Below are 26902 nucleotides of genomic sequence, written 5' to 3' on the forward strand. Positions count from 1 at the left end.
TAAAGTCATCCTTTTCCATACCCTTGTCGTTCGGGGCGTCATATATAACGCTCCTCTTCATAATATTCTGCAGCCTTAAATGGGTGTGAATGCCTATGTTCCCATCCTCTTCTTTAGTAGTTCAGTCCCACCTTAACTAGATTTTAGAAGGAGCAGCTTGATTCATCATCATTGCTTTAATATTAGACGCAGGTAAACCCTCTTGTAACAGCTGCTTCATCCTAATCATGTAAGGATGAATATGCTTAAAATAGTTCTTATAGGAAGCGCATAGATAATTTAATCCCGGCTCATTTTGCTCTGTAACTAGAAATCTATGTTTCGGACATTCGCCATGACAAGCGAATCGAACGTCGCAATTTTTGCACACGGTAGGAAGTGTATCTCGCTTCGTCTTTCCAAAGGCAAGCTGGGCTGGCAGATTCATCAAATGGATTAAGCCGTCTGAAATATTTCCTAATCGATAGTCAGGATAGACGTAATGGTCACAAGAAAACAGATCACCATTATGCTCCATTGCGACGGCTCGACCACACTCTTCCGAAAAAATACAAACAGGTGAAGGGATTCCTATCCAGGAAGCTAATGCCCATTCAAAATTCATGACAAAAACAGATCCGACATCCTGCTGAACCCACTCATTAAATATTTCAATCAGGAACTCTCCATACATTTCTGGTTCTACCGTCCAGGGAGTGACCGTTTGTTGAGCTTCTTCGCTAGCTAGAGAAGGAGGAGTGGCATGGCGTAAGGACAGCGCTGCCGCTCCTTCATTCACATTTCTTTCTACAATCGGGATAAACTGGATAAATTGAATGTCCTGTTGCTTAAAAAAGTGATAGATTTCTAGCGGTTTATAAGCGGAGTGTTTTGTTACACAGGTAAGAATATTGAATTCGATGCGATGTTTCTTTAACAGCGAAAGTGCCTTCATTACCAATTCAAAGGTCGGTTTTCCCCCACGGTCCATCCGATATCGATTATGGATATGCTCGGGTCCATCTAAGCTTAAACCTACCAAAAAGTGCTGGGCTGAAAAGAATTCACACCATTGTTCCGTTATTAATGTTCCATTCGTTTGAATCGTATTGGTGATGTGTTTCCCGTGCGCATACTTTTTTTGCAGAGTTACTACATTAAGAAAGAAATCTAAGCCGATTAACAGTGGTTCCCCACCCTGCCAGGCAAAGACAATTTCCAAGGTATCTTGGGAGTCGATATACTGTTTTATATACGACTCTAACACTGCATCAGACATTCGGAAGGAATGATCCTTAGGAAAATAAGCTTCCTTTTCCGTGTAGTAGCAATACGTACAATCTAGATTACAAATTGGACCTGTTGGCTTAGCCAGAATGTGGAAACTAGTGTACTTATCCAATTTATTACCTCTTTTCTCTAGAGGGATCCACGCTAAATTGAGGGGCAGTCACAGAATAATAATCGTCCCATTTATATTAATGTAAATGGGCTCTCTTTTTTCCTTTTTTAAATAGTTGCGATCCCTTTGACTATCAAGTTCAAGAACAACTTTCTCTATGTGTCCACTAAACGAAAATTCCGGCACGGGATAGTTAGGACTTACCGGGGTTAATTGGTCCCGGCCGATATCCAATCCCTCAACCGAAAGGACAAATGGTAATGTACGTGGCATATAAAGTGCACCAACCTGTTGACCATTAATATAAAGTTTGCCCGTTCCTTGTATGAACATTTCTCTTTTAAATTCAAATTGGATCGTTGAAAAACCAATCGGGACTTCCACAGAAGATTGAAGTTTATATACAGTGCCAACAAAGTTATATTCATAAACTAAGTAATTATCTTTTATATAGATTGTATAGCCACTTGAATGACTGCCATGAGCCATTAATACACCTTCCACTGTCCGATTCGAACGGAAGATTGGAATGGTAATCGAGTAAGAGGAAAGGGTTATGTTTGGCGCAGCACTTGTTGGCAAATGAGCCATTCCAGGATAGAGGATGAATGTTGTTCTCCCCTCCTGCAGTCCTTGATACCCTTTTCTATATGGATTGTCATCTAAGGGGAGAACACCGTACTTCATTGCTTCTCGCCACCATATTGCTTGAAGCTCTTTTAATTTTCGTGGATGCTTATCGGCTAGGTTATACTTTTGCGAAAAATCTTCGGTTACATTGTATAATTCCCAATGATCTTCATTAAAAGGGATCCCTGTTTCATGATAGGTAACCGCCACCCACCCGTCTTGCCAAATTGCCCGGTGTCCAACCATTTCAAAATACTGTGTCTTTCGCCTTGATGGACCATGCGGTTCTGTAAAGGTATCCTTCAAACTCACACCATGTAGCGGCATCTGTGGAACGCCTTCATAAACTAGAGGAGCTTCAATGTTTAAAAGATCGAGTATCGTAGGGGTAATGTCGATCGCATGATAAAATTGGGAGCGAATGGAACCAGGGTCTGATATTCTTTGCGGACAATAAATGATAAGGGGTACATGAGTCCCTCCATAAAACGTATCTTGCTTATAATATTTAAACGGTGTATTACTTACTTGCGCCCAGCCTTTCGGGTAATTGGGGCTTGCGTGAGGTCCTCCGATTTCATCAATATGATCAAACATAACCTCAATATTTTCCTCGATCCCATTAAAATAGGCGGTATCATTTATGGAGCCATTCCATCCCCCTTCCTGACTACCCCCGTTATCAGAAAGTAGCACAATAATCGTATCATCCAGCTTGTTTTTTTCTTCTAGAAAATGCAACAGTCGGCCAATTTGCTGATCAGTATGAGTGAGAAAGCCCGCATAAGTTTGTTGAAATTTGATAAATAGCTCTTTTTCCTTCGTTGTCAGTTCGTCCCATGGCTTAATCCCCGGATTGCGTTCAACCAGTTCTGTGTAAGGAGGAATAACCCCTAAGTCCTTTTGTCGCTCGAATCTCTCTTCTCTTATCTGATCCCATCCTTTATCGTAAACGCCCGCATATTTCTCGATAAATTCTTTTGGTACTTGATGTGGCTCATGCTGTGCTCCGAAGGCTAAATATAGAAAAAATGGTCGGTCCGGCGTAACAGCTAGATGGTCAGTCATAAATTCCAGCGTTTTATCAACTAGGTCCACTGATAAATGATAATTTGAGTGATTGGGCTTCTGCCCACGGTGATTATCATATTCTAAATCCGGCGCATACTGATCCGTCATCCCTAATAAAAAGCCATAATACCGCCCGAAGCCTTTTGATAGTGGCCAGTTATCAAAAGGCCCGCTTGATGCTGCTTCATGTCCAGGAACCAGATGCCACTTTCCTACCATATAAGTAGCTATCCCATTTAACTTTAAGATTTCAGCAAGTGTGGCAGCAGTATCTGAAATTCTCCCTCGTTTATTTGGGTAATGAGGTCCCCAATCTAGTTCAGTTACGACTCCCACCCCTACAGAGTGGTAGTTCCGGCCTGTTAGAAGACAAGCACGAGTAGGTGAACACAAGGGGGTTACATTAAAGTTATTGTACCGTAGGCCGTTTGCTGCTAATGAATCAATATGAGGCGTTTCAATCTCCGAACCAAAGCAACCTAAAGCCGAGTATCCCACATCATCTAGTACGATATAGATGACATTGAGGCCGGATTTTATTTCGGAACTTCCATGTCCTTCCCTAATCGCCATTTCCATCTGTCCTTTCTCGCTGAATACTCGTACAGGGTTTGTAGACAATCGAGAATGTATATTAAGTAATTTATTAACGGGATGATTTTATTATGAAAAATCCACTTAAAAAAGAAGTTCTTTTTATACAAAAAGCTTTTTATCGATCTATATGTATGGCACCTTTTTTGTTCAAAATGCTATGGGACTAAATACCAATTGTGTCCTTGTCCTTGCCCTCACCTCTACTGGACATGTGAATATGATAAAAGTACTTAGCTGGAAAAATTGGAGGAATATTTATCAATGTATGACTCTTTAAATTCAACAGAGTTGCTAAAGTTGCCCTATTTGGATGGATCGGAGTCGAAAGTATTAAACCGACCGACACCACTTGAATTTGCTACGAGTATGTTAGAATACGATGTTATTTCGTTTGATGTTTTTGACACTTTATTATTAAGGCCGTTTGCCCAGCCTCAACATCTATTCATGATAGTAGGAGAAAAACTGGACAGTGTAAATTTTATGTCCATACGAATGAAAGCGGAGAAGGAAGCCCGTAATCAAGCAGAAGTAAAGAAAGGGAATAGGGAAGTTACAATATTTGATATATATGAACTTATTGAGTTAAAAACAGGAATTGATAAACAATATGGAACCCAGTTAGAGTTTCAAACAGAATTAGAGTTTTGTTTTGCTAATCCCTATATGAAAGATGTTTTTGAAATTCTTAAGTCGCAAAATAAGAAATTGATTGCAATTTCAGATATGTATTTAACCACGTCAATGATTAAACAATTGTTGGAGAAGGCAGGATTTAGTGGATTATTTGACGTTTTTGTTTCATGTGAGAACAATGGTAGTAAACAAAATAAACGGTTATTCAAAATAGCTCAACAAAAATTAGGCAAGGATCTCAGTATCGTACACGTCGGGGAAAATTATGAGTCAGATATAAAAAGCGCTCAAGAACAAGGGATATCGACAAGATATTACCATAATGTTCATGAGATAGGAAATCAATACCGCACAGGCAGTTTGTCCGAACTAATTGGTTCCACATATAGTGGAATCGTCAATACTCATTTGCATAATGGTAAAAAGCAATATACACCGCATTATGAATATGGTTTTATTTATGGTGGTTTGTATATATTGGGCTTCTGCAAATGGATTTATGATTATGCAAAACAAAATAATATAGATAAAGTTTTGTTTCTTTCAAGAGATGGGGATATATATCGCAAAGTATTTAATTATCTTTACTCTGATATGAATAATGAATATGTTTACTGGTCTCGAATAGCCAATATGAAATATACAATAGATAAAAATCGTTATGATTTTTTGCAACGAATGGTCAAACACAAAGCAAATAGTGTATTGGGAATTACCATAAAAGGACTACTAGAATCATTAGAATTAGATGAAATGATTGATTTGTTAAGTCAATATGAATTAAATGAAGACGATTTGATTCAAAAGGGAAATGTAAAATTAATTCAAACATTTTTTGTAGAAAATTGGGAAACTGTTGTAAATAAGCTATCTGAAGATAATGCAATTGTTAAAGAGTATTTTATTAAGATCATTCAAGGAAGTAAAAAAGTTGCTGTCGTTGACGTTGGCTGGGTCGGATCTGGAGGGTCTGGGATCAAATATTTGATTGAACAAAAATGGAACTTGAATTGTGAAGTTCAAAGTTTAGTAGCCGGTTGTAGGCACTCGAACCACACAGGTAATCTTAGCCAGATTATGAAAAAAGAAATAGAACCTTATATTTTTTCAAGAATGTATAACAGAAATTTATACGATACCCACTCAAATACTAAACATAATAATGTATTTTTTGAGTTATTTACTCAGGCTTGCTATCCTTCATTCTCAGGCTTCAAGAAAACGGAAGAAGGTTTTAAATTAATTTTTGATGTACCCGAAGTTGAAAATTATAAAATTATAGAGCAAATTCATCATGGTATTTTTGATTTTGTTAAGTTATACAAGAAGATGTTTTCAAATTATGATTATCTAATTAATATTTCAGGTTACGATGCCTATCAACCTTTTAGGATGATAATAAAAGATCTTCGATTTATAAGGAAATATTTTGGTGATTTGCGTTTTTCAAGAGGAGTGATTGCAGATACAGAAAATCAAACTTTCGAAACATTGAATGATATCATGGATCAGGCTGGGCTATAACACCACAAAATTAGTAGGTATATGCTTATGTTCAATTTAGATTCGGAGTGAACATTATGATTTTGTACCATGTAGTTACAACGTATCAGTTGTTACGCTGCATCATTTATAAAGAGCTTTTTCATAAAGAACAGGCTTGTTACATTCTATTGTCAGATTTTATTAAAGAAAAATATCCACAGTATAAGCAAATGGAAGGTCACTTTTTTGAGAAACTGTTTGTTTTTAATTCCAATGAATTCTTTAACGATACCGAAAATAATATGATAAATAACAAGCACGAGTTAGTTGGAAAATATCTCAATGAAAATAATATCGATCTCCAAGCATTTTCTGAAATAATTGTTGGGAGCCCAAATGGTTATTTCGGTAATTATTTGTTGGAAAATGAAGTATATTTCACTTTCTTGGAAGAAACCTGCGAATTAATGAGTAGGTCTGATAGTAGCTTTATTGATAAAATTCTTGTATTCTTTGGTATCGATCAAAAGATTCAAATGGACGAAAATTCAACTATTCTTTTAACACAACATTTTTCTAATTTAGGAATTATGTCCTTCGAAGAACACAAAAAAATATATCAACTAGTGGTTGATTATTTCGTACCGGAAACCAGGTTGGTGATAAAACCGCATCCTGATGACCTCATGTTCTATGAAGGTTTATTTCCACAGGCAACTGTTTTAAAAAAGAATTTTCCAACTGAGTTAATTCCTTTTGTTTTTACCGAAAAACCACAAACAGTAATGACTATAACGTCCACAAGCATAACGAACTTAATGAGCTATTTCGAAAATTGTATAAGGTTTTCAACTGATTTTGAAAGGTATTTTAATAATACTCATCAGTATTATTGCGCAGTGAAAATAATTAGCGAGTTAATTGAAGATTACCAAATTTATGAAATGAACTCAGATAAACTACTTCTGGAAAATTTATTAAACATTTCAGGAAATCAATTTGGCAGAAGCATTGTTAGTGTTAATAATTTGAGTCAAATTCCAGACAAAAGTATTGTTATTATGGATGATTTTAACCATGATCCTTTGCCTAAAACGAAAGAGATAGGTAACTTTTTAAAATCCGTAGACAGGGATTCTATTATTATTTTTATTAATTCAAATAAGGAATTTCTGTTCTATGATTACCCTAACAAAGAATTATTGGAGAGTATAGTGCCAGTCGAAATTCTTCATAACAGCACAGTTGATGAAACTGCCCAATACTCAACAACATTTTTTGTTTATTCAAAAAGGAAGGATATTAGGAACATGATTAATAAACAAACATTTGAAAAAACGCTGAATAGTTCCCAAGAAATAATAAAAGTTGAGGCTATGTCAGAAGAGCAGTTAAGAATTAAAATATTAGAAGGAATATTAGAAGCAACAGAAAAAAGATTGGAGCATTATATTAAGTTGGAATCAGAACTGAGAGAAAAGTTGAATTCATCAACTAACGTGCTACCCAAATAAAAAACCAACATTAACTCATCCATCTAATGCAATTTCCCCTATCGCACTTTCAGCCCTGCTAAAGGGTCAACCGCTCCTAATTCAAAATAGTACCAAATGTAATATAAAATTTTTTTACTATCAAAAAGCACCTTCAGGCGAATAGTGACAGGCTCTGTTCGCCTGAATTAAATTAATCGAATTTCTAGATACCCCCAATAGCCAACTAAATAGTTCCTAGAAACTTTATTGTTGATTTTTGTATTATTCTGTCATATAAATGGGAGGATACTGTCTTTAGAGAATACAGCCATTATTTTTTTGAAAAGAGGGGTTTTTTATTAACATATTGTGGGATTTCGATGGAACACTTTTTGATACCTATCCATCACTAGTTGAAGGTTTTATGAACTTAAGTCAAAAAGAACTAGATCGAAGTGAAGTTTTGAACTGGCTAAAAATTGATTCCAAAACGGCATTTAAACATTATGGAATTGATGAGGATCAACGAGGCGAATACCAAAAATTACATAATCAGTATTCGAAGTTGGACAGCAGACCTTTTGATCACTTAGAGGATGTGTTATCTGCTGTGGAGAACAATATTATTGTGACTCATCGCGATAAGGAATCGACTATTTTTCTCCTTGAGAAATTCCATTTAGCAAAATACTTTAAAGAAATTGTTTCCGTTGAAGAACAAGGGTTCACTAGAAAACCACATAGTGCTTCCTATGAATCTGTCCTAAAAAATCACCCCATTCATTTGGTAGTGGGTGACCGAGACTTAGATTTAATACCCGCCAGGAAATTAAAGATTAAAACCGTTGCCTTTCAAAATCAAAACATTGAAGCCGATTTTCACATCGACACCTATGCAGATTTTATTCCTTTGGTCCTAAATCCACTTCAGGCAACGAAACAAAACCCTTTAGATTTTTAAAATCAAGGGGTTTTTATCTATTTTCTGGTTAGCTTAAGTTCATCATTTACTGCCCCGCTTTGATGTTGTCTATCTACTTTTAGGAATGGTTCAAACTATTTCTTCAAGTTGCTTAGATAGAAGTGGCCCTCACTAAGAAAGTATGTATGTCCATTAGTGAAATGCAAACAATTCCAGTTGCTGTTCGGATAAAGACTGTGGAAGAAACAAAAAAGTCGATGAGCAAAAAGGGCGATTACTTTAAAAAGCAGTTGAGATATCACTCATTTTGTGTTTGGATTAAGAATAACTAGGAGGGGGATCCACATGAAAACGAAATTGAGACTCATCATGACGATGCTCATTTTTGGAAGCATCGGGGTGTTTGTAAAAAAGATTGAGCTGACTTCAAGCGAAATTGCCTTTTTAAGAGGGGTAATCGGAAGTTTATTCCTGCTTATTGCTAGTTTCCTTTTTAAACATAAGCCATCTTTTAAAGCATTAAAGGAAAATGCAATCCTGCTCCTGTTATCTGGGGCAGCGATTGGCCTTAATTGGATATTTCTATTTGAGTCCTATCGTTATACCACTATATCCAATGCCACTATTAGCTATTACTTCGCACCGATATTTGTCATGATTTTAGCACCATGGATTCTTAAAGAAAAACTGACGAGTGTAAAGGTGGTTTGCATCCTTACGGCAATGTTTGGACTATTTTTAATTGTTAACACTGGGGTTGGTGATACAAGCGGCTCGCAGCATCACGCATTAGGTATTTTCTATGGTCTTTTAGCAGCAGCATTTTATGCAAGTGTGATTTTAATGAACAAATTCATTAAAAATTTATCCGGCTTTGAAATCACGCTAGTGCAATTAATGACAGCTGCTTTAGTCCTGTTTCCCTATGTATTGTGGCAGGGTCATCTCCATTTTGCTAGTTTAAACTCTACTTCTATTATTTTTATACTAATAATAGGTATTGTGCATACAGGTTTAGGTTATTTTTTATATTTTACTTCTATTCAAAAATTAAAAGGGCAAACGATTGCTGTTCTTAGCTATATTGATCCGATTTCGGCCGTGATCATCGCAGCAATTTTTTTAAGCGAAAACATGACAATGATTCAAATGATTGGCGGAGTCCTTATACTGGGGGCAACTTTTTTAAGTGAAAAACTAGAGATTAATGCCGAGAAGAAAGCTCAAACTCCCACTACTTCACCGTAATCGATTTTAGTGTCAGTCCTCTACCGCTCATTACACATCATATATTTGTTGTCTTATAGTAGAAATGGTCATTCATGTTTCGATTGATCATTTCTATTCCCTCACTAAACAAGGAGCGGTAGTTGTTTGGCAGATAAAAAGTCTCGTATTCTAGTGACTACTTGCTTGACAGAAGACCACATACAATAGAAATTACAAAACTTAGTAAATAGCATTTTTCTTACTTATTGAAATCCTCAAGTTTTTTCAAGTATCAAACCAACCTTTCTCTATACCATTAAGTAATTTCGCTAATAGGTAATAACCTATATCGGAATTTCATACATTGTAGGAAAATGCCTAGAGGAGGGTACGTAATGGGTTTTCCGCCTCAGCAACAAAGTAAACCTGGTATTGAATCAATTATGATACCTAGACCTATATTTGATAACCCTAATTACAAACCAGCCGGTAAACTTATGAATAAGGTAGCTCTCATAACCGGTGGTGATAGTGGAATTGGGAGAGCAGTCGCTGTTACCTTCGCGAAAGAAGGAGCAGACATTGCAATCTCATACCTAAGTGAACACAGTGATGCAAATGAGACGAAGTTCCACGTCAATAAATACGGACGTCGTTGTATTACCATTCCAGGCGATATTGGGTATGAGCAGCCCTGCCAACAAGCTGTAATGCAAACAATTCATCAATTTGGACGAATAGACATTCTCGTAAATAATGCCGGTGTATTGTACGTAAGGAATAGTCTACTAGATATAGATTCGCAGCAACGAGCAAACACGTTTCACACAAATGTTTTTTCGCAGTTTATTTTGACGAAAGCTGCTCTGCCATATATGAGTTCAGGGAGCTCCATCATAAATACAACATCCATTAGCGCCTATCATGGAGGGCCATATTCAATTGATTACTCGGCATCAAAGGGAGCCATTGTTTCATTTACACGTTCGCTGTCACTATCACTGGTATCGCAAGGAATTCGAGTCAATGGTGTGGCTCCGGGACCAATTTGGACTCCATTAATTCCATCTTCGTTACCACCAGAACAGATTGTAACATACGGAGACAATGTCCCTATGAAGCGAGCCGGTCAACCCTATGAGGTGTCACCTGCTTATGTATTCTTGGCCTCTGATGATGCATCTTACATAACAGGGCAAATTCTGCACGTGAATGGTGGGGAAATTGTAAACGGTTAAAATCATCCACTTCGGATTAATGTTTCAGATGAGATGGTGTGCTACGATTCTGATTCACTTACATTAATAAACATCAACCAACTTAAAGCTTGTTTCCATACATCACCAATCATTTTTCCCGTACCCTTAGTGTAGCTCGTGTATTTTGTTCATAACAGTTCGTTTGTTCGCAAAAGAACTTTTCTTAGTCTACAAACTATATTTTTCAGTCTATACTTTATTTTCCTTGGATAAGAGGGCACTACTAATAAAATCAATTAGGACTTTTAGTGGGGAATCCCTTGTGGCTTTTAATGTAGTCTTTATAACCAACAATTTTATTATCAAGCATCTTCTCTGTGGATAATAGGTTTTTTATCTGATTTTGAATGGAACTTCGATGATCTTCAAGAAGTTTAATCCTTGCTTGAGTTGTATTTTCTCCTTGTCTTACTAGTTCAGCATATTCTCTTATTTTTGCAATTGGCATTTGTGTCTGCTTTAATTTCATTACAAATTTTAGCCAGGTAAGGTGCATCTCATCATACATTCTTTCTCCGTTCTCATTTCGTACAGGAAAAATAATCTTCTCTTTTTCATAATACCGTAATGTATGAGGTGTGATTTCTAACAACTTTGCAATCTCGCTAATATGGTACATAAAAAATCTCCTTTACCTTGTAATTCAATCTTTTTATTAATGGACTTAATGGAAATAATAAAAAACGCTTGCCTTAGAGTTAACTCTAACGAATATAATTAATAAAGCCATAAAAAATTACAACGTTCTTAATTAAAAATTCAGGAGGAATTTATATGAAATACACTGTGATAACGGGAGCAAGCTCAGGTATAGGTTATGAATCCGCCCTAGCTTTTGCGTCTCGAGGAAAGAACTTAATCGTTGTAGCTCGCAGGAAAGATAAACTGGAAAAATTAAAGTCAGAGATCACACAAATTAATCCAAACTTAGATGTTGTTATTCGAACAACTGATTTATCAGTCACTGAGAATGCTTATAATCTTTACGAAAGTCTTCGTGATTTCCAAATTGAAACGTGGATTAATAATGCAGGATTCGGCAATTTTGCTTCAGTTGCTGATCAAAATCTAAACAAAATTGAAGCTATGTTACACTTGAATATTGAGTCATTAACAATACTTACTTCTCTTTATGTTCGTGATTATTCAAATGTTGAAGGGACACAGCTTATTAATGTATCATCAGGTGGCGGCTATAAAATTGTTGCAGATGCTATTACCTACTGTGCTACTAAATTTTACGTAAGTGCATTTACAGAAGGACTCGCTCACGAATTAAAGACAAAAGGGGCGAATATGCAAGTGAAAGTTTTGGCTCCTGCTGCCACTGAAACAGAGTTCGCAAAACGTTCTTTTGATCTTGATGAATTTCAATATGAAGGTGTTGTACCACAGTTTCACACCTCAAAACAAATGGCAGGATTTATTCTTGACCTTTATGATAGCAATAAAGTAGTCGGGATTGTTGATGGATATACCTACGAATTTGAGCTTAGAGACCCTATATTTAACTTTGTAGTAAGAACAACTAATTGAACTACTCGGCACTAAAGTACCGAGATTCCTACCTTCTGCAAGAAGGTTCAAAATAGCGTTTTGGTCTCGGTCATGGTGGATTCCACAGAAAGGCAGTCCCATTCCCGTAAGTTAGTAGGATTTTTCCTTCCACTTTACGACTTTTGGCAAATCGAACCAACCCAAGTTTCGGGAGTTTAATATGACTTCCTACCTCGGCAATGTTACCGTTCGTGTGTTTTGTGCTGTAAGATTGAGTTTTATTTTTCTTACTCTTAAATTGTGGAACATCGTTTTGCTTTTTATAGACTTTAGCTCAGGATGAAAAAAAGCAATTGTCTTTGTTCCACAATCACAACCGTTACTTTAAGTGTTTTACTTCACAATGATTTATTTAGATTTAATTACCTTTCATATTTCTTCCATTTATAATAGTTATAAGCCAACTGTATTAAGAAAAGTGTTAAAAAGATAATTGAAATAATTAAATTTTTTTTAAAACTGAAATCTACATACCAATTATAAGCAACAAGTGAAATAAACATTATAAGAAGCATCCAAAGTGTACGAATCATTTTTCTTCGATAACTTAAGTTAAAATAACTTAATGTAAATCCTTTATCCAACTTTTCTTTTTTCTTAGAAAAAAGCGATAAAATTCCAGTAACAATGAAGACTATAACAGTTATGGAAATTATATTTTGTAATAATGACATAATTTCCTCTCCGTCCCTTCTGGATTTTTTTATTAATAACCCACATTAATTATTATTCTATCTGCCATTAAAAAAGTCCTTTTCTCCAACCAAGCTGTCCGTTAGCCAACCATGAAACAATAATTTACCACAGAAAATGTAAGATACATGGTAGTCCAAGAAGGAAAAGCCACCTAAAATAGCAGCAGAAACTGGTACAGTACCTGTTATTTTTTGAACTGTCCTTTATTTACACTAATTATTTCTTGATTGATATTGGATAATTTTATGAAAGGGGATGTTCTAATTAGACTATGCGGCAGATATTATTCGAAAGAAGAAATGACTTTAAAGGAAGCAATAGAGGTTGCTTCCTTTTTACTGATTATTGATCAAAATTTTTAACGATTTTTGGACCGAAAGTTAAAGTGAAAAACAGAACTACTACCACATAGGCCAGAACATAATCTACTCGTATCATTGAACCTTTATCGGTGATATATAAACCGAATAGTATTACAGCACCGATTAAATGGGAAAGCGCAAAAATTTGGGCCATAAGCTTTAAACTTAATTTTTCAATTCGCTCATCTGTCTCTGGTAACGGGTAATCTACTGATTCTTTGTCCTTTTTAGAAAATAACTTTCTTAGGAATCCAAATGCTAAACCAAAGATGATAAACCCTACTCCATAGGTAATGCTTGTTTGAAGACCATCGTTAAAATAAAAGAATACAGTTCCTAATAAAAACAAAATCATATAAGACGCCATTTGTTGAATACTATTATTTTTCATTTTGTTCCCTCCCAGGTTTCTCTAATTGAAATAAATCCTCACATTTACAGTCAAAGAACTCACATAGCTTCAATGCTAATTCAAAACTTGGGTTGTAAATATAGCCTTACAAAAAGTAGAGGTACATTTACAAAAAGTAGAGGTACATTTACAAAAAGTATAGGTACATTTACAAATAATATTCCTAAGAATGTTAAAGAGATTGGAAATTCCAATCTCTTTTTGTAATGCAAATCGTATTGTTTAAAAACAATCTATTTTTCAAATACTAGCAAAGCATTAGTTCGATATGAATGTTTACGAAAATATAGCGAATTATAGGAGAGATGTAATTTTGGAAACATTCTTCCGTGCCATAATCGTTTTTATAGCGGGATACATTTTTTTAAGAGTAACTGGAAAAAAGGCTGTTGCTCAAATGCACACCTTCGATTTATTATACATTCTTGTCCTAACCAATATCATTAGTACACCGGTTGAGGTTGGTAATATTGGAAAATCAATAATCTATGCTACCATTACGGTAATTTTATATAAAATTTTAGTCCGATTATCTTTACATAACAAATTAAGATGGCTTCTCTATGAAAGTCCTACGGTATTAATTCATAATGGCGATATTGATAGACAAGGACTGAAAAAGGTGAGGATGCCAATGAATGAGTTATTGTCACAATTAAGGGTAAAAGGGTACATTGATACTCAAAATATTGCTATTGCGGTTATGGAGTCAACTGGTAATATTAGCGTTATCCCTAAGTCAGAACATCGTCCTGTACAACCAAATGATTTAAATTTAAAGGTTAGTAAAACGTATCTTCCCATTCCACTCATAATGGACAGTCAAATTGTTTATCATAATTTGAAATATTTGAAATTAGATCGAGATTGGCTATATAACGAACTCGAAAAAATGGGGGAAAAAGTGGAGAATATAATATTAGCGACTTATTTAGAAAATGGAACGTTATTTATAGATAATAATGCAATAATCGAACATAAAAGTGATCCTTATTATTACAAGCCAGGGAGAGATAATTAGTAAACAATGAATACGGTAAAATGATTACAGTAATTCAATTAGGGAAATAAATCCAGCGGACTAGTTGCAATTACAAATTGGTAAAAGAACCTATATAAAGTGAAAGGGCTAATCCAAGTTAGGATTGGCTCTTTCGTTTATTTATGTATTTCAAACTAGCCATTGATTTTTTATTAGAAATACCCACTTTTAAACCTTCGAAAAGTATCAAAATCTTTCCTCGTCCAATTGAAAATATGAAAGTAGTAATTTGGTTCTAAATTAATTACATTAGAAATTTGACCATGTCCAAAACATATTCGAATAAATAAGTAATATCATTAGTAATAAAGCCATTTTACAGGAGGGGTAAAATGCAAAATCACCCCCAATTACCTGGTCATGTAAGTACGGATCAGTCAAACAAATGTTAGTTGCCCCTGAAACATTTGCAGCGTGACCCGAATCCATTACTGAACAATTATTTGTAGAATGTTCACTTACTGAAAACAGGTTTTGGCTTAGAATTATGAAAGAACATGCAATATTTTTAGGTGAGGAGTTTAACCGAAAAGATACTCAGCTCATCCAACAAACAGACAGGTTTCATTATTACTTCGAACAACAGGAAACAAAGGCATATCAAGTTTGATTGTTAACAATTTCAGAAGAAGGTGAGTTTATGGCAAAAATAGGAAAAGATGATTTTGCAAATGGGTTTGTTCCCCACCATAATCATGGTTCGGTTGATTATACCTCCATGGAGGCAGGGCATGTTCATCAATGTTTAGACGTTACATCTCCCCCTATTCAAACTCAGGATGGTAACCATATTCATTATACAGAGGGATATGTTGTCTTCGAGAATGGTCATACTCATCATTATAAGGCATACTCTGGACCAGCGATTACAGTAGGAAATGGCATGCATGTTCATTATTATGATTTTTATACAACAGAGGATGATGGTCATAGTCATCGTGTAAGGGGAGTCGATCATCCTGCCCCAGGTAATAAATAAAAGAATAATAATGAGAAAAAAATCGTAAACCATTGAACGAAAATCTATTATCAGAGGATAAGTTTAGTGCGGTTCCACCATTTGTACTACTTAATTCTTCTTTCATATTTGAACCTGCTTCAAAAACAAGCACAGATGTGGATTTATCATCTTTAAAACAAATCTACCATAAACATTTCCTTACTATATTCTGACCACTCAATAAAAAAAGGTTGCAGTAGCAACCTAATCCTCTTAATTCAATTGGGCAAAATCATGATGGATATGCCATTTTTGAATTTCTATTTACTTTAGCTTCTTTGTTTGTGTAAACAATTAAGTTATTATGCGTATTTTATGCCAGCAAGCTTTATATTATTTTTGTCATCTGATCCACAAGGTGTTACCGCATAAGTCATTTCACATTTTGGGCAGTTCATAATTACTGTTTCTAATGTAAATGTTTCTCCACACTCACATCTAATCTCGTGCGCCACTGTTGGTGCAAAGTTTTCTTTCCCTTTACTTTTAACATGGTCAACGATGTCTTTCCCATCTTTTAAACTTGTTGTACAACCACAGCTCATTAATAACCCTCCAAGGATTTTATATGTTTAATTAAATTTAGTAATTTAAGAATAGCATAGAAACATTTAAATCGATGTGTCAAAAATTAAACAGATTGTGAATTTAAATATGAATTGTTATAAAAAACATTAATATCCAATAAAAAGAGTAAGTAAATAACTATCATTTCAACTCTTTTAAACAAATAGTAATATCTTCTCAAATTGTTCATTATGATATTCAATTACATTTAATTAAAAATCCCTTATTGAACTGCTTCTTACTAAAGCTGTATTTTTCGATAAAGTTAAAAATATTTTCTTCTTCATCGATTTTATATATCTTGATTCCACCTCGTTTCTAGTAGTTAAACAAGAACTTACAATTATATAAGTGTTCTTGTCATAACAAAATCAGTTTGTTTTTCATCTCCCATGTAAAAGGAATGGGCTCCACTCTCAACAAAACCCATTCTTCGATAAAATTGGATTGCACCCTTATTTTTCTCCCATACGCCTAACCAGACTTTCTTTTTATTCTGTTCTTTCGCTATTTCTATGCCTTTATTTATAAGATGTTTTCCCAGTCCTTTTACTTGATATTTCCTTCTTATATAAATCCTCTCAATTTCAAGAGCCTCTTCAACGATATTGTCTGTTTGAGCTTCATTGATATTAACCTTTAAATAGCCAGCGAGTTCTTCGTTAAAAAATAAAAAGAAGAAAGAAGAAAAAACATTAGATAATTCCTTTTCTAATTGCTCTAAATTAAATGCTCTTTCCAAATAGGTTTTCATGTTTTCGGGCGTATTTAATTCTCGAAATGCATCATTAAATGTTTCATAACTTATTTTTTGAAGTATGCGTAAATCTTCAAGGGTGCACTTTTTAATAACTATCGTCATTCTAATAGTTCTCTCCTTACTTTTTTAGATTGATTGAATTTAGACTAAGAAATCCGTTTTTATATAAAGACGCTTGTTAAATAAACCTGTTCCGGTAGCAAACAGGGATAAGACTGCCACAGCATCCCAGGTAATTTATCTCTACCTAACTGGCAGTTTTAAAGATAAATCTATTAGCTTTATCAGTAATCTCTCTTGTTTCCCTTTTTTACAAATTCCCAATCGACCTCTATATTTTTTCGAACTCTTTGAAGAAGATTAAAGATTGTTTCTGTTTCTTCTTGGGAAAATCCAGATAAAGCAACCAAATTGGAATATTCTCCTTCTCTCTTTAAAAAGGGATAAACTTTTTCACCTTTCTCCGTTGGAAATAGTTTTTTAATTTTTTTGTTATTATCATCATCTTTCTTTTCAATAAACCCTTGAATTTCAAGTTTTTTTATTGCACGGGCTGCTGTTGTACGGTCTACCTTTATCATCTCTGCTAACTTTTCTTGAATGATTCCTGGATTTTCACATATTCGTACTAGGTACAAATACTGTCCTTTTGTAAGGTCAAATTCTTTAAATTCAATATTACTTATAGAATCTAATGACCTCGCTATCATTCCAATTTCACGTAAAATTTCCTTCATTTATAAAACTCCTTAATACAATTATTTTTGTTGCACTTGCAACAAAAAAGTTTTAAAGTAATTATATGACTATAAATTAATTTTGTCTAGTCAGTTTAAATAATTCTAGAAATGGACTGAAAAAAATGAATTCAAAAAGAATAACAATTGATAATGATTTAAAAAAAGCGTTTCATATTAGAAAAGAAGTATTCGTTGAAGAACAAGGTGTACCATTGAAAGATGAGTTTGATGAGTTCGACACCCTTAATGAGTTTTCTGAACACATTTTGGTTTATTATAATGAACAACCTGTTGGAACTGGACGAGTAAGATGGGTTGATGGATTTGGAAAATTGGAGAGAATCTGTATCTTAGAGCCTTACCGTAAATTTGGTCTTGGAAAAGTAATTATTAAAGCGTTAGAAGTAATCGCAGAAGAAAAAAGAATATCCCAGGTAAAATTACACGGTCAAACACAGGCAGAGGGTTTTTATAAAAAACTTGGCTATCAGACTTCATCAAGTATATTTATGGAGGATGGAATTCCACATATTTTAATGAAAAAAGATTTATCTACAAAAAAATTATAAAAGAGTCGAGTAAAACGAAATTTAATTTTTATGGATTAGGAATCAAGATATTAACCCTAGGTATTTCTTACACTATCCAATAAGACCTTGGTACATAACCTTTTGATGTACTTTTGGTCGGGACATCTATAAAAGTAGGTCTTACTAAGGGAAGTTGGGAAATCATAATGGTCTCCAACTGATGGCATCCATTTTCAAGATTTACTTTATGCCATTTATAGAAGAAGGTGTTGGACTACCTCAAATTAAATAGCTCAGTACTTCAACTAATAGTAATAGTTTTAACGCGGTTTCATGTTGTTCGGAATTTAGGTTTTTCTGATTCTTCAACCATAAGAAACGTGTGTTTTTAAGTGCAGGCTGTTCGATTTGTTCTTGACTGCGTACTTGATCTAAAGCTTCATTCACCAACTTCATTACATGGAATTTGTCAAATGGGTATTGTTTATTCGCTCTAGACATAGAAAAAACACCTCCATGTTGTAATTATGGGTTTCATACCCATTCTTCAACATAAGGTGTTTTTATTTGTCTCATTTTTTTAGGTCAGTGCGTATCTATATTTCATCATGAATTGATGGGTTTTTATACTATCTACTTAAAGAGGATAATACTACTCTATGGTTTTTGTTTAAAATAAACTAACCAAAAAACTAATAAAAATACATACAAAGACACTGCCTAACAACAAATTTGACGTTTTTATTTTCTTACCAATCAGCCAATACATTATTCCAAATACAGCTAAAGGGACGAGTCCCGGCATAATCATATCCAAGTATTTCGTCAATGGTTCCGCAAATTTCCCACTACCTATCATAATTCCGGATAAATCTAATTGAACATAACTTGCAATCATACCTCCTATTGCTGTCAAACCAACAACACTCGCCGCATATGTGACTTTATCCATAATGCCTGTTTTTTCGGCATTTGTAATAAAATAAGCCCCATATTTATAACCAAAATTCAAACCATAATAACGTAGTAAAAAACCTGGCACATTGTATAATAACAAGAATAAAAGCGGACCGATTATATTTCCTTTTGATGCAAACCCAATAGCTACTCCAGTCGCAATAATCCGTAACGTTCCGACAATTAATGAATCGCCAATTCCTGCTAGTGGTCCCATTAGCGATGTTTTCACTGCTGTAATGGCGGAATCATCAAATTCTGGATTATTAGCGTTTTCTTCTTCCATCGCTGCATTAATCCCCATTAATAATGATGATAATTGCGGAGTAATCGCCATAAAATCAAGACTTCTTTTTAATGCAGCTTTTGCTTTTCTCGAATCATTCTTAAACAAACGTTTAATAACTGGCACCATTGCATAAGAATATCCTAAATTCTGTTGGCGTTCAAAATTCCAAGAAGAATCTAATTGACAAGAACGCCAAAAGATTTGACGTATTTCTTTTTTCGTTAACTTTTCTGAATTAGAATTCATTATCGTCAATAACCTCCTGAACTTGATTATTTGAAGATGAAAGTCCTGTATTGAATAGCAAAATAGCGGTTAATACACAAGCAAATGCTGTTACGCCAAGTACACTTATTTTTAAATATGCTACTAATAAAAATCCTAAAAATAAGAAACAAGCCGTCTTTTTGCTCACAATCATTCTAACCAATAACGCAAAACCAATCGCCGGAATAATCCCCATAGCATAATTTAGTCCCGAATTAACAAAATTAGGTATTATATTTACAAAAGATTGAATAGCTTTTGAACCTAAAAAGAATCCGGCAGAAGTCAAACCAGCTAACAATATTGCCTGACTAAAAACAGCAATGTAATGCATGCGATCAATTCCTCTATAATTCGCTTCATTGGCATATTTGTCTGCTTTTGCAGCCAATAACGGAACCCAAACAATCATTAATAAATTCCATAACATTTGCATTAACATTGAAATTGGAACAGCTAATGCCACTGCTGTTGCTATACTAGAGTTTGTTACAATCACATACGATGTTCCGATAATAGATCCTGAAACCATATCTGGTGGGTTGCTTGCTCCTATAGCCATCGCTCCTAACCAAACCAACTCTAATGTAGCCCCTACTTTAATACCTGTTGTCAAATCTCCTAAAACAAGCCCCACTAACATTCCCATTACAATTGGTCGACTAATCATACTACTACCGAAATAACTGTTTAAATATCCTAAAATTGCTACTAAAAAGATAAGCAATGTTTGTGTTAACATGCCTCGAGTCTCCTTTTTAAATTAAATTCATTACATCTTTAGCTGGCTCATCAGGCACCATTTGAATTTCCAATCGGATTCCTTTATCATTCATTTTACGTAGTAACTCACAGTCCTTATCAGAAACTGAAAAAGCTTTAGAAATTTGTCGTTTATTTTCTATTAATTTTGCACCTCCTAAATTAATCATTTTTATTACATCTACTTTTTCAGATAATCGATACGCATCTTCTACAGATTCTACAATAATCAATAATTTATATTTGTCTGTTACCCCACTATTTAAAGATGTTATAGAATCCTCTATACTCTTCATTACCAATCTAATTCCCTCGGGTTTTGCCATGCGTAAAGCTGCCATGCGTAAAGAATCTTTCGCAACTGCGTCATTGGCAATCAAAATACAATCTGTTCCTAATACTTTTGTCCATGAAAATGCGACTTGTCCATGTAATAATCGATGATCTACTCTCACTAACTTAATCATTAAAACCCCTCCGTATATTGCTTACTGCTTCTACTACTGCTTTGACATTTTCAATTGATACATCTTCTTCTGCTACATGTTTTTCTTTAAAATAACTGCCGATAATTGCGCCGTCTGCATATTTAAACTGTTCTTTCATGTTTTCAGGAGTAACACCTGCACCAATAATGAGTGGAAAGCTCCCCAAAGTATTTCTGAATTGGATAATTTTCTCTGTTGAAGTTTCTTGTCCAGTTGCTTCTCCTGTAACACAAATCGCATCACAACGGTCTTGTGCAATGATTAAATCTTGTTCTACCGTATTTTTCGATAATACCGGTTGATATTTAAAACGTACTCCTCCTAAAATATATCCTGGATAATCTTGATACCATTTAGTAAAGAAAGCGTCTAAAGTTTCTTCATCTCTAGGTTGTACATGCCCTACAACAGAGTCTAACTGTACAAAATTTGCTTCATATCCTTTGGCTAATTCAAATCCCATTTGATCGACATTTAAACAATTTACACCATAAGGAATAGGTAATTTGCATTTTTCAATATATTGCAATCCTTGTTCTAAATTTTTATAAGTACCAAAATAGTTTTCAATAATGACAGCATCTAATCCATTATTTACATAAACGTCTAGTTCCCTCTTCAATCTTTCCATTACATCTTTCTCTGAGGTTCCTTTCAAATGTAGCATGCCAAAGATAACCTTTTTCTGTTGGAACATATCTAAAAAATTTCGATCTCTCATAATTGCCTCCAGTTAATTAAAACTCTTCTTCGATCATAGGACTTAATTGAACATATCGTATACCTTCTCGTGCCTTTTCAACAATTTCATGTGCTTCTTTCTCTCCAATTTTTTGTGTATACTCGATACAAACCATCAACAATAAATTTAAATTCATACCAGCGAAAACCTTTACATTTTCATATTTCAATAATTGGCACATCGCACTACAAACACTCGCACCAAACAAATCCGTCAAAATAACATATTCTTTTTCTGCACTCACATCTGATAATATTTCTTTTTCAAGTTTCTCCACAAAATCAGCCGCAGACATTCCCGGAAGTAAAGTATACGCTTCCAATTCATAAGGAAGATCTCCACATATCATATTGCCTGCATGAGCTAAACCCTGCGAATAATTTCCATGTGAAGCAATCACAATTTTGCGCTCCATCTTTTACACCTTCCCTATACTTGTATTATGTTGTATTATACAGATATAGGTTAATACAACATTGGCAGTGCTGTCAATGCTTTAATATCAACTTTTTCATCTATAATGAAATGCACTTCTGAATAACAATGATATCAAGGTGGGAATTGGAATGGAAAACTTAAATCAATTGAATGCTATCACTTTACAAGAGCAACTTTATGCAATTCTTCAAAAAAAAATTCAAGAGGGTGAATATAAACCTGGAGAAAAGATTCCTTCTGAAGCACAACTAGAAAAAACATATAATGTTAGTCGTGTAACTGTTAGGAGCGTGCTTCAAAGACTTGTGGATCAAGATATTTTGATTAAAAAACGAGGAAAAGGGACATTCGTAAATAATGTTGTTCACACAGAAAATGTCCTAACCGGTGGAAGTTTTACTGAAACATGTAAAAAAATGGGTAGATTTCCTTCGACAGAAATCATTGCTTTTCACAATGAAGCGGTGCATAATGAACTTTTTGCTGAATTAAAAGATAGAAAGAACGAAATAATTTTAATAAAAAGAGTGCGAAAAGTAGATGAAACACCTTGCATTTTAGAAATTGATTATTTACCAACCAACTATACTTTTTTAACAAATATACAAGATTCTCTTTTAGAGCAATTAGAAAGAGAACTACACACTAAATTACAAATTTTCGAAGATTATTTTCAAATTATCTTTTCAACGAAAGAAATTGCTGAATTGTTAAATTGTTCAGTAGGGATGCCTATATTAGAAGTAACCCAACATGTTTACAATTCAAAACATGAATTAGTCTATATCAATAAACAATATATTTTAACATCTAAATATGTTTATGCCGTTCAATATAAAAAGTAGTGAAAAAAGAAACTCATTCTGAAACTTAATTGAAGAAGACGGGTTAATACAACAGTTAAGTAGAAAAGAAAAATGTTTATGAAGCAAAAAACACATTAAATGACTCTTTTCTACTTTACAATCTATTTTCTCAAACACTTCAAATAAACATGATGCAGGAGCAAGAAAAAGTGGAAGGTTTATTATATGAAAGGCAAAAACAATAGCACAGCATCACCAAATGAAAAGGTGATGCTGTCTTGTTCTTTTATATCTATTTAACTGGACTCGCCATTGGTCTTTTGTGTCACGCGCTCACGTATCTGTTTGTATAAGAATCGACCAATGTTTCTCCTGTTAAGCCAGACATATTTACTTAATAGCCAGAAAAGAAGCCAAATATATGTCCATTACAAGGTCCAATAGCATTCGCTGTATTTTCAAACCTTACATTGCATGAAACGTTATTTATATAACGATATTTTCCATCTGTCCAATTACCGAAACATAATCAGAAAACAGTATAACTTTCTTTTTAACGGTACATCTTTTTTATAAACGATACAACTTTCAAAATCTACAGTTTGATCATTTTTTACTTGTTTTACTCAACATTAGCGCCCGATTGTGGAAGATCATAAGTATATGTCTTGTTAAACTAATGCACCAGGTAGCTTAAAAATAATTACATTTCAAAGGAGTATGTCCTCTCAACTTTACAAATCCTAACAGTATAGTTTTTATACCATTCTTCTTTGCCTTTTTCTTGTGCAAATTTATGGGTTGAGTTTTCTTTCCAATTTCTTATTGCCTCTAAGGACTCCCAATATGAAACAGTTATACCTAATCTACTATCTCTTGCACTTTCTATGCCTAAAAAACCTTGTTGTTGAGAAGCCAATTCCTCCATTTTTTCAGCCATTTTACCATACCCTCTATCGCCATCAGTTCGTTGCGAAGTAAATACCACTGCATAATAGGGTGGTTGAGGAGTTATTGCACTTTCGCCCATTTTTTCTACCTCCATAATTTTTTAATCATTCATTATAACTTAAAATTCTAAATTATAAAATCCTTATTCTTCCACTAAAATGCTCCGTTCAATAAGAATAGCCGCCTAAATGGCAGCTGGATCTTCAACTATTGCTTTCGATAGCTTAAGTACAATTCTTCACAATCTTATTATTCATAATTTGGTGATTTACACTACTAATTTATTCACCTTGGGGGCGTGCATTTAGTGCTTCACTTATTAGGATTTGTTGTTATGTTCAACATTTATGACAACATTTCCCCTCTTGTGTCCTTTCTCCACATATCTATGAGCTTCCACAATCTCATCAAACGAATAATATCTGTCAATGACCACTTTTATCTTCCCCATCTCAACAAGTTCTTTAAGGAAGTTTAATGCTTCTGAAGTTTCAGGTGAATTTCGGCTCAATAATAGTTTCTTGCTACTCGTCAATTTAGTCCATAGCATTTGAACACTTGGTAGCGGTTCAGTAACATTTATATAGGTACCATTGTTCTTTAACAATTTCATACAAGCTGAAAAGGAACTCTTGTTTACTGCTTCAAAGATGACATCATATGTTTCTCCTGTACTAGAAAAATCCTCTGCTGTATAATCAATTACTTTGTCAGCTCCAAGAGATTTTACTAATTCCAAATTCGTGGTACTACATACCCCTGTAACATTTGCTCCGAGATATTTGGCAATCTGAACTGCATAACTTCCTACACTTCCTGAAGCACCATACACTAAAACCGATTGACCGCTCTTTATACCTGCTTTCCTAAGAAAATACAATGCTGTACGAGCTCCAATAGGAATGGCAGCAGCTTCTCCATAAGTTATATTGTAAGGCTTAATAGCTACAGGTCCATCTTCCTCCAAACACTTATATTCGGCATAAGCACCAAATCCAGCCAAGGATGCTGCAAAAACTTGGTCCCCTCGCTTAAATCTTTTTACATTTTTTCCAACCAACTCCACTTCACCAGCTAACTCCATTCCTAATATCTCTTTTTTTGGTCGTCTCAAACCAAGTGTTATACGTGCAGGCAGCCAAAAAGTAGGAGGAACTGTAAAACTCCGTGACCTAATATCTGCTACTGTTACGGTTGTGGCTTTTACTTTAACTAAGATTTCATTTTCTTTCGGAATAGGTTTTTCTACCTGTTTTAGTTCAAGAACATCGGGGGGACCGTACCTTGTGTACACAATGGCTTTCATTTATCCACCTCAAATTCGTTTTATACTTTAATATAATACGTATTACGAATAAATAGACCAATAGTCCGATAGCTGTTCTTAAACTATCCTGCCAGTTAGCACAATAAGAAAATGAGCTGCCACCGCAACTCATCATGATCTTGAACTCTTGCCCCCGATAGTTTAAGTACACTTGTTCACTAGCTTTTAATTAAACATCCTACTCTGACTAATTCCTTTTTGTTATTTTGTTTCGAAAATATATTTAAAGAAAAAATAAAGACCAATAATCAATGTTAACCAAGGAATCCAAGGAACGATTGAACTTGAAAACGGATATTCATATACCTTTAAAAAATACCATGCAACATTCGATACAATACCGTTGATAAAAAACATTAATAAAGACATCGAAATAAAAATAGTAGCGACAATAAGTTTCATCTAAATTACCCCCTCTCTCTTTGTCTATTGTTAACCTATGTACCATATAATTCTATTTGTTCTACAAAATACCTTATGGTTTTATTGTCAATTTTACAAATTTTTATTAAGCTAAACTGCCCGTTAGTCGAATAAGACACTTTGGATCTGAGTGCTGAAAATTATGAAAAATTACTTCCTGAGTAAACCATATATATAGTAAATAAAATAAATTGGCACATTTACAACAAACAAAGAGGCAATTAAAGATAACAGATTTATTGACATAGGATTTTCCCAGGGAGAAGAAATAGACATAACATAAGGAAATGGTGGGTCATAGCTGGATAGGTCTTGATTAACAAAAGGGAACGGAAAACCAAATGCAGCATTTTTTAGATCATCATAATTGCTTACGGAACTTTTTCTGAAAAATGGTGACAGTAAGACTAAAAGGTTAGCTATTAAAAATAAAAGGACTAAAAATTTCCTCTTAATCATCAAACTTTATCTCCTTTCCACTAGCCCAAATATTACTTTTTCTTTCAAATAAATAATTTTTAATAATTATTTTATCCCACTTCTATAATCATAAGTTTCATTAGGTAACTTCAGTTCCACGTTATTTATAATCACTGTATTGTCATCTATCCATTCTATTTTTGCGTTTTCCTCTCTATATTGCCAATATATTTTCTTCGATCTTTTATTTTCTTTATTAAAGACTAATTCTCCCAAAACTGCATACGAAACTGTTGCACCACCATTAGATAGATAAGCATTTATCGTATATGTACCATTTGGAGAAGTAGATTGGTTGATTAATTCATCTTTAAATCGGCTCCAATCAAAGAAAACCCAATACACTCCATATGCAATAATTCCTGCAAATAACAGTCCCAAAATAAGAAACACTTTAAGTATTGATATTTTACTTTTCATTGTAATCTCCTTATTTTTATTTTGTATTATAAATATTCTATGTATATAGATATTCTATGTATAATAATATAATTAAATATAAAACTTTTCAATAAATTTCATCAACTTATTCTTAAACTGCCCGATAGTTCAATATCCCAACGTGAGACCCCCAATTTATAAAGAATCGATTCTCCGTTTTTCAGTCTCTATATAGTCATAAACATTCAATATTTCTTTGT

At 34.1% G+C, this 26902-nt stretch carries 28 protein-coding genes and 4 pseudogenes; 12 read left to right on the forward strand and 20 right to left on the reverse strand.

Annotated features, from left to right (window positions below; genetic code table 11):
• Positions 1–136 precede the first annotated feature (136 nt).
• Together RTR43_RS11735 and RTR43_RS11740 are read right to left on the reverse strand one after the other, a co-directional pair.
• Complete coding sequence (locus RTR43_RS11735) at positions 137–1381, reverse strand: anaerobic sulfatase maturase (protein WP_312472097.1); 1245 nt, start codon at positions 1379–1381, stop codon at positions 137–139.
• Positions 1382–1429: 48 nt separating this feature from the next.
• Positions 1430–3655 (reverse strand): arylsulfatase, encoded by a 2226-nt coding sequence (locus RTR43_RS11740; RefSeq protein ID WP_312472098.1) that lies wholly within the window; start codon positions 3653–3655, stop codon positions 1430–1432.
• Between the two features lie 285 nt (positions 3656–3940).
• Here RTR43_RS11740 and RTR43_RS11745 point away from each other — a divergent pair, with 285 nt between their 5' ends.
• The 5 genes from RTR43_RS11745 (at position 3941) to RTR43_RS11765 (ending at position 10644) form a co-directional block, all read left to right on the forward strand.
• Positions 3941–5839, forward strand: a complete 1899-nt coding sequence (locus RTR43_RS11745; protein WP_312472099.1) for an HAD family hydrolase — start codon at positions 3941–3943, stop codon at positions 5837–5839.
• 56 nt (positions 5840–5895) lie between these two features.
• A complete protein-coding gene (locus RTR43_RS11750) occupies positions 5896–7314 on the forward strand; it encodes a polysialyltransferase family glycosyltransferase (protein ID WP_312472100.1) in 1419 nt (472 codons plus the stop codon).
• Between the two features lie 328 nt (positions 7315–7642).
• Positions 7643–8236: an HAD hydrolase-like protein gene (locus RTR43_RS11755; RefSeq protein WP_312472102.1), complete on the forward strand. Its 594-nt coding sequence runs from the start codon at positions 7643–7645 to the stop codon at positions 8234–8236.
• A gap of 306 nt (positions 8237–8542) precedes the next feature.
• Entirely contained in the window at positions 8543–9445 is a 903-nt protein-coding gene (locus RTR43_RS11760) for a DMT family transporter (RefSeq protein ID WP_312472103.1), read from the forward strand.
• Positions 9446–9780: 335 nt separating this feature from the next.
• Positions 9781–10644, forward strand: coding sequence for an SDR family oxidoreductase (locus RTR43_RS11765; RefSeq protein WP_312472105.1), 864 nt, complete (start codon positions 9781–9783; stop codon positions 10642–10644).
• Between the two features lie 253 nt (positions 10645–10897).
• On the opposite strand, the gene RTR43_RS11770 is transcribed toward RTR43_RS11765, so the two are convergent.
• A complete protein-coding gene (locus RTR43_RS11770; protein WP_312472107.1) occupies positions 10898–11284 on the reverse strand; it encodes a MerR family transcriptional regulator in 387 nt (128 codons plus the stop codon).
• Between the two features lie 155 nt (positions 11285–11439).
• Here RTR43_RS11770 and RTR43_RS11775 point away from each other — a divergent pair, with 155 nt between their 5' ends.
• Positions 11440–12201, forward strand: a complete 762-nt coding sequence (locus RTR43_RS11775) for an SDR family NAD(P)-dependent oxidoreductase (protein ID WP_312472108.1) — start codon at positions 11440–11442, stop codon at positions 12199–12201.
• 115 nt (positions 12202–12316) lie between these two features.
• Here RTR43_RS11775 and RTR43_RS11780 read toward each other — a convergent pair.
• From RTR43_RS11780 to RTR43_RS11795, 4 genes and pseudogenes are all read right to left on the reverse strand, one after another.
• A pseudogene (locus tag RTR43_RS11780) lies at positions 12317–12496 on the reverse strand (IS200/IS605 family element RNA-guided endonuclease TnpB); the annotation flags it as partial.
• A gap of 88 nt (positions 12497–12584) precedes the next feature.
• A complete protein-coding gene (locus tag RTR43_RS11785; RefSeq protein ID WP_312472109.1) occupies positions 12585–12896 on the reverse strand; it encodes a hypothetical protein in 312 nt (103 codons plus the stop codon).
• Positions 12897–13260: 364 nt separating this feature from the next.
• A complete protein-coding gene (locus RTR43_RS11790) occupies positions 13261–13671 on the reverse strand; it encodes a hypothetical protein (protein ID WP_312472110.1) in 411 nt (136 codons plus the stop codon).
• Positions 13661–13768, reverse strand: a pseudogene (locus RTR43_RS11795) (helix-turn-helix transcriptional regulator); the annotation flags it as partial. The gene RTR43_RS11790 and the pseudogene RTR43_RS11795, both read right to left, overlap by 11 nt.
• Before the next feature lie 237 nt (positions 13769–14005).
• Here RTR43_RS11795 and RTR43_RS11800 point away from each other — a divergent pair.
• The 3 genes and pseudogenes from RTR43_RS11800 to RTR43_RS11810 all read left to right on the forward strand — a co-directional run bounded on the left by RTR43_RS11800 (position 14006) and on the right by RTR43_RS11810 (position 15713).
• Positions 14006–14713 carry a DUF421 domain-containing protein gene (locus RTR43_RS11800; RefSeq protein WP_312472111.1) on the forward strand — a complete coding sequence of 236 codons (708 nt, stop codon included), beginning with the start codon at positions 14006–14008 and terminating at the stop codon, positions 14711–14713.
• A 353-nt stretch (positions 14714–15066) separates the two neighbouring features.
• Positions 15067–15338 (forward strand): annotated as a pseudogene (locus RTR43_RS11805) (DUF2935 domain-containing protein); the annotation flags it as partial.
• Between the two features lie 36 nt (positions 15339–15374).
• A complete protein-coding gene (locus RTR43_RS11810) occupies positions 15375–15713 on the forward strand; it encodes a YmaF family protein (protein WP_312472112.1) in 339 nt (112 codons plus the stop codon).
• Positions 15714–16036: 323 nt separating this feature from the next.
• Here RTR43_RS11810 and RTR43_RS11815 read toward each other — a convergent pair whose 3' ends face one another.
• The 3 genes from RTR43_RS11815 to RTR43_RS11825 form a co-directional block, all read right to left on the reverse strand.
• Entirely contained in the window at positions 16037–16279 is a 243-nt protein-coding gene (locus tag RTR43_RS11815; RefSeq protein ID WP_283920135.1) for a hypothetical protein, read from the reverse strand.
• A 365-nt stretch (positions 16280–16644) separates the two neighbouring features.
• The gene (paiA, locus tag RTR43_RS11820; protein WP_312472113.1) at positions 16645–17163 is read right to left on the reverse strand and encodes a spermidine/spermine N(1)-acetyltransferase; all 519 of its coding nucleotides are present in this window, start codon (positions 17161–17163) and stop codon (positions 16645–16647) included.
• Between the two features lie 182 nt (positions 17164–17345).
• On the reverse strand, positions 17346–17798 hold the full coding sequence (locus RTR43_RS11825; RefSeq protein ID WP_312472114.1) for a MarR family winged helix-turn-helix transcriptional regulator: 453 nt from the start codon (positions 17796–17798) through the stop codon (positions 17346–17348).
• 125 nt (positions 17799–17923) lie between these two features.
• Here RTR43_RS11825 and RTR43_RS11830 point away from each other — a divergent pair, with 125 nt between their 5' ends.
• The gene (locus tag RTR43_RS11830; RefSeq protein ID WP_312472115.1) at positions 17924–18370 is read left to right on the forward strand and encodes a GNAT family N-acetyltransferase; all 447 of its coding nucleotides are present in this window, start codon (positions 17924–17926) and stop codon (positions 18368–18370) included.
• Positions 18364–18540, forward strand: a pseudogene (locus RTR43_RS11835) (DUF6198 family protein); the annotation flags it as partial. The gene RTR43_RS11830 and the pseudogene RTR43_RS11835, both read left to right, overlap by 7 nt.
• Before the next feature lie 70 nt (positions 18541–18610).
• On the opposite strand, the gene RTR43_RS11840 reads toward RTR43_RS11835, so the two are convergent.
• The 6 genes from RTR43_RS11840 to RTR43_RS11865 form a co-directional block, all read right to left on the reverse strand.
• Entirely contained in the window at positions 18611–18832 is a 222-nt protein-coding gene (locus tag RTR43_RS11840; RefSeq protein ID WP_396954568.1) for a transposase, read from the reverse strand.
• Between the two features lie 169 nt (positions 18833–19001).
• Positions 19002–19823: a PTS system mannose/fructose/sorbose family transporter subunit IID gene (locus RTR43_RS11845; RefSeq protein ID WP_312472116.1), complete on the reverse strand. Its 822-nt coding sequence runs from the start codon at positions 19821–19823 to the stop codon at positions 19002–19004.
• A complete protein-coding gene (locus RTR43_RS11850) occupies positions 19813–20586 on the reverse strand; it encodes a PTS mannose/fructose/sorbose/N-acetylgalactosamine transporter subunit IIC (RefSeq protein WP_312472117.1) in 774 nt (257 codons plus the stop codon). Before RTR43_RS11850 ends, RTR43_RS11845 begins: the two co-directional genes overlap by 11 nt.
• Before the next feature lie 16 nt (positions 20587–20602).
• On the reverse strand, positions 20603–21073 hold the full coding sequence (locus RTR43_RS11855) for a PTS sugar transporter subunit IIB (RefSeq protein ID WP_283922789.1): 471 nt from the start codon (positions 21071–21073) through the stop codon (positions 20603–20605).
• Positions 21066–21815 carry a BtpA/SgcQ family protein gene (locus RTR43_RS11860; protein ID WP_312472118.1) on the reverse strand — a complete coding sequence of 250 codons (750 nt, stop codon included), beginning with the start codon at positions 21813–21815 and terminating at the stop codon, positions 21066–21068. Before RTR43_RS11860 ends, RTR43_RS11855 begins: the two co-directional genes overlap by 8 nt.
• A 16-nt stretch (positions 21816–21831) precedes the next feature.
• Positions 21832–22251 carry a PTS sugar transporter subunit IIA gene (locus RTR43_RS11865; protein WP_312472119.1) on the reverse strand — a complete coding sequence of 140 codons (420 nt, stop codon included), beginning with the start codon at positions 22249–22251 and terminating at the stop codon, positions 21832–21834.
• A 151-nt stretch (positions 22252–22402) separates the two neighbouring features.
• Here RTR43_RS11865 and RTR43_RS11870 point away from each other — a divergent pair, with 151 nt between their 5' ends.
• Positions 22403–23119: a GntR family transcriptional regulator gene (locus tag RTR43_RS11870; protein ID WP_312472120.1), complete on the forward strand. Its 717-nt coding sequence runs from the start codon at positions 22403–22405 to the stop codon at positions 23117–23119.
• A gap of 664 nt (positions 23120–23783) precedes the next feature.
• Here the strand turns inward: RTR43_RS11870 and RTR43_RS11875 are convergent.
• The 4 genes from RTR43_RS11875 to RTR43_RS11890 all read right to left on the reverse strand — a co-directional run bounded on the left by RTR43_RS11875 (position 23784) and on the right by RTR43_RS11890 (position 26681).
• Positions 23784–24110 carry an antibiotic biosynthesis monooxygenase family protein gene (locus RTR43_RS11875; protein ID WP_312472121.1) on the reverse strand — a complete coding sequence of 109 codons (327 nt, stop codon included), beginning with the start codon at positions 24108–24110 and terminating at the stop codon, positions 23784–23786.
• A 240-nt stretch (positions 24111–24350) separates the two neighbouring features.
• Positions 24351–25337: an NAD(P)-dependent alcohol dehydrogenase gene (locus RTR43_RS11880; RefSeq protein WP_312472122.1), complete on the reverse strand. Its 987-nt coding sequence runs from the start codon at positions 25335–25337 to the stop codon at positions 24351–24353.
• A 222-nt stretch (positions 25338–25559) separates the two neighbouring features.
• A complete protein-coding gene (locus tag RTR43_RS11885) occupies positions 25560–25760 on the reverse strand; it encodes a hypothetical protein (RefSeq protein WP_312472123.1) in 201 nt (66 codons plus the stop codon).
• Positions 25761–26306: 546 nt separating this feature from the next.
• Positions 26307–26681 (reverse strand): DUF5412 domain-containing protein, encoded by a 375-nt coding sequence (locus tag RTR43_RS11890; protein ID WP_312472125.1) that lies wholly within the window; start codon positions 26679–26681, stop codon positions 26307–26309.
• Positions 26682–26902: the final 221 nt, after the last annotated feature.

The organism is Neobacillus sp. (genome assembly GCF_031988165.1).
In the GTDB taxonomy this organism is placed as follows: domain Bacteria; phylum Bacillota; class Bacilli; order Bacillales; family Cytobacillaceae; genus Neobacillus; species Neobacillus rhizosphaerae.

Bases quoted from the DNA above. Each gene is read 5' to 3' on its own strand.
- RTR43_RS11740 (WP_312472098.1), bottom strand. From the start codon at position 3,655: ATGGCGATTAGGGAAGGACATGGAAGTTCCGAAATAAAATCCGGCCTC.
- RTR43_RS11745 (WP_312472099.1), top strand. From the start codon at position 3,941: ATGTATGACTCTTTAAATTCAACAGAGTTGCTAAAGTTGCCCTATTTG.
- RTR43_RS11750 (WP_312472100.1), top strand. From the start codon at position 5,896: ATGATTTTGTACCATGTAGTTACAACGTATCAGTTGTTACGCTGCATC.
- RTR43_RS11760 (WP_312472103.1), top strand. From the start codon at position 8,543: ATGAAAACGAAATTGAGACTCATCATGACGATGCTCATTTTTGGAAGC.
- RTR43_RS11765 (WP_312472105.1), top strand. From the start codon at position 9,781: ATGCCTAGAGGAGGGTACGTAATGGGTTTTCCGCCTCAGCAACAAAGT.
- RTR43_RS11770 (WP_312472107.1), bottom strand. From the start codon at position 11,284: ATGTACCATATTAGCGAGATTGCAAAGTTGTTAGAAATCACACCTCAT.
- RTR43_RS11775 (WP_312472108.1), top strand. From the start codon at position 11,440: ATGAAATACACTGTGATAACGGGAGCAAGCTCAGGTATAGGTTATGAA.
- RTR43_RS11785 (WP_312472109.1), bottom strand. From the start codon at position 12,896: ATGTCATTATTACAAAATATAATTTCCATAACTGTTATAGTCTTCATT.
- RTR43_RS11790 (WP_312472110.1), bottom strand. From the start codon at position 13,671: ATGAAAAATAATAGTATTCAACAAATGGCGTCTTATATGATTTTGTTT.
- RTR43_RS11810 (WP_312472112.1), top strand. From the start codon at position 15,375: ATGGCAAAAATAGGAAAAGATGATTTTGCAAATGGGTTTGTTCCCCAC.
- RTR43_RS11815 (WP_283920135.1), bottom strand. From the start codon at position 16,279: ATGAGCTGTGGTTGTACAACAAGTTTAAAAGATGGGAAAGACATCGTT.
- paiA (WP_312472113.1), bottom strand. From the start codon at position 17,163: ATGACGATAGTTATTAAAAAGTGCACCCTTGAAGATTTACGCATACTT.
- RTR43_RS11825 (WP_312472114.1), bottom strand. From the start codon at position 17,798: ATGAAGGAAATTTTACGTGAAATTGGAATGATAGCGAGGTCATTAGAT.
- RTR43_RS11830 (WP_312472115.1), top strand. From the start codon at position 17,924: ATGAATTCAAAAAGAATAACAATTGATAATGATTTAAAAAAAGCGTTT.
- RTR43_RS11840 (WP_396954568.1), bottom strand. From the start codon at position 18,832: ATGTCTAGAGCGAATAAACAATACCCATTTGACAAATTCCATGTAATG.
- RTR43_RS11845 (WP_312472116.1), bottom strand. From the start codon at position 19,823: ATGAATTCTAATTCAGAAAAGTTAACGAAAAAAGAAATACGTCAAATC.
- RTR43_RS11850 (WP_312472117.1), bottom strand. From the start codon at position 20,586: ATGTTAACACAAACATTGCTTATCTTTTTAGTAGCAATTTTAGGATAT.
- RTR43_RS11855 (WP_283922789.1), bottom strand. From the start codon at position 21,073: ATGATTAAGTTAGTGAGAGTAGATCATCGATTATTACATGGACAAGTC.
- RTR43_RS11860 (WP_312472118.1), bottom strand. From the start codon at position 21,815: ATGAGAGATCGAAATTTTTTAGATATGTTCCAACAGAAAAAGGTTATC.
- RTR43_RS11865 (WP_312472119.1), bottom strand. From the start codon at position 22,251: ATGGAGCGCAAAATTGTGATTGCTTCACATGGAAATTATTCGCAGGGT.
- RTR43_RS11870 (WP_312472120.1), top strand. From the start codon at position 22,403: ATGGAAAACTTAAATCAATTGAATGCTATCACTTTACAAGAGCAACTT.
- RTR43_RS11875 (WP_312472121.1), bottom strand. From the start codon at position 24,110: ATGGGCGAAAGTGCAATAACTCCTCAACCACCCTATTATGCAGTGGTA.
- RTR43_RS11880 (WP_312472122.1), bottom strand. From the start codon at position 25,337: ATGAAAGCCATTGTGTACACAAGGTACGGTCCCCCCGATGTTCTTGAA.
- RTR43_RS11885 (WP_312472123.1), bottom strand. From the start codon at position 25,760: ATGAAACTTATTGTCGCTACTATTTTTATTTCGATGTCTTTATTAATG.
- RTR43_RS11890 (WP_312472125.1), bottom strand. From the start codon at position 26,681: ATGAAAAGTAAAATATCAATACTTAAAGTGTTTCTTATTTTGGGACTG.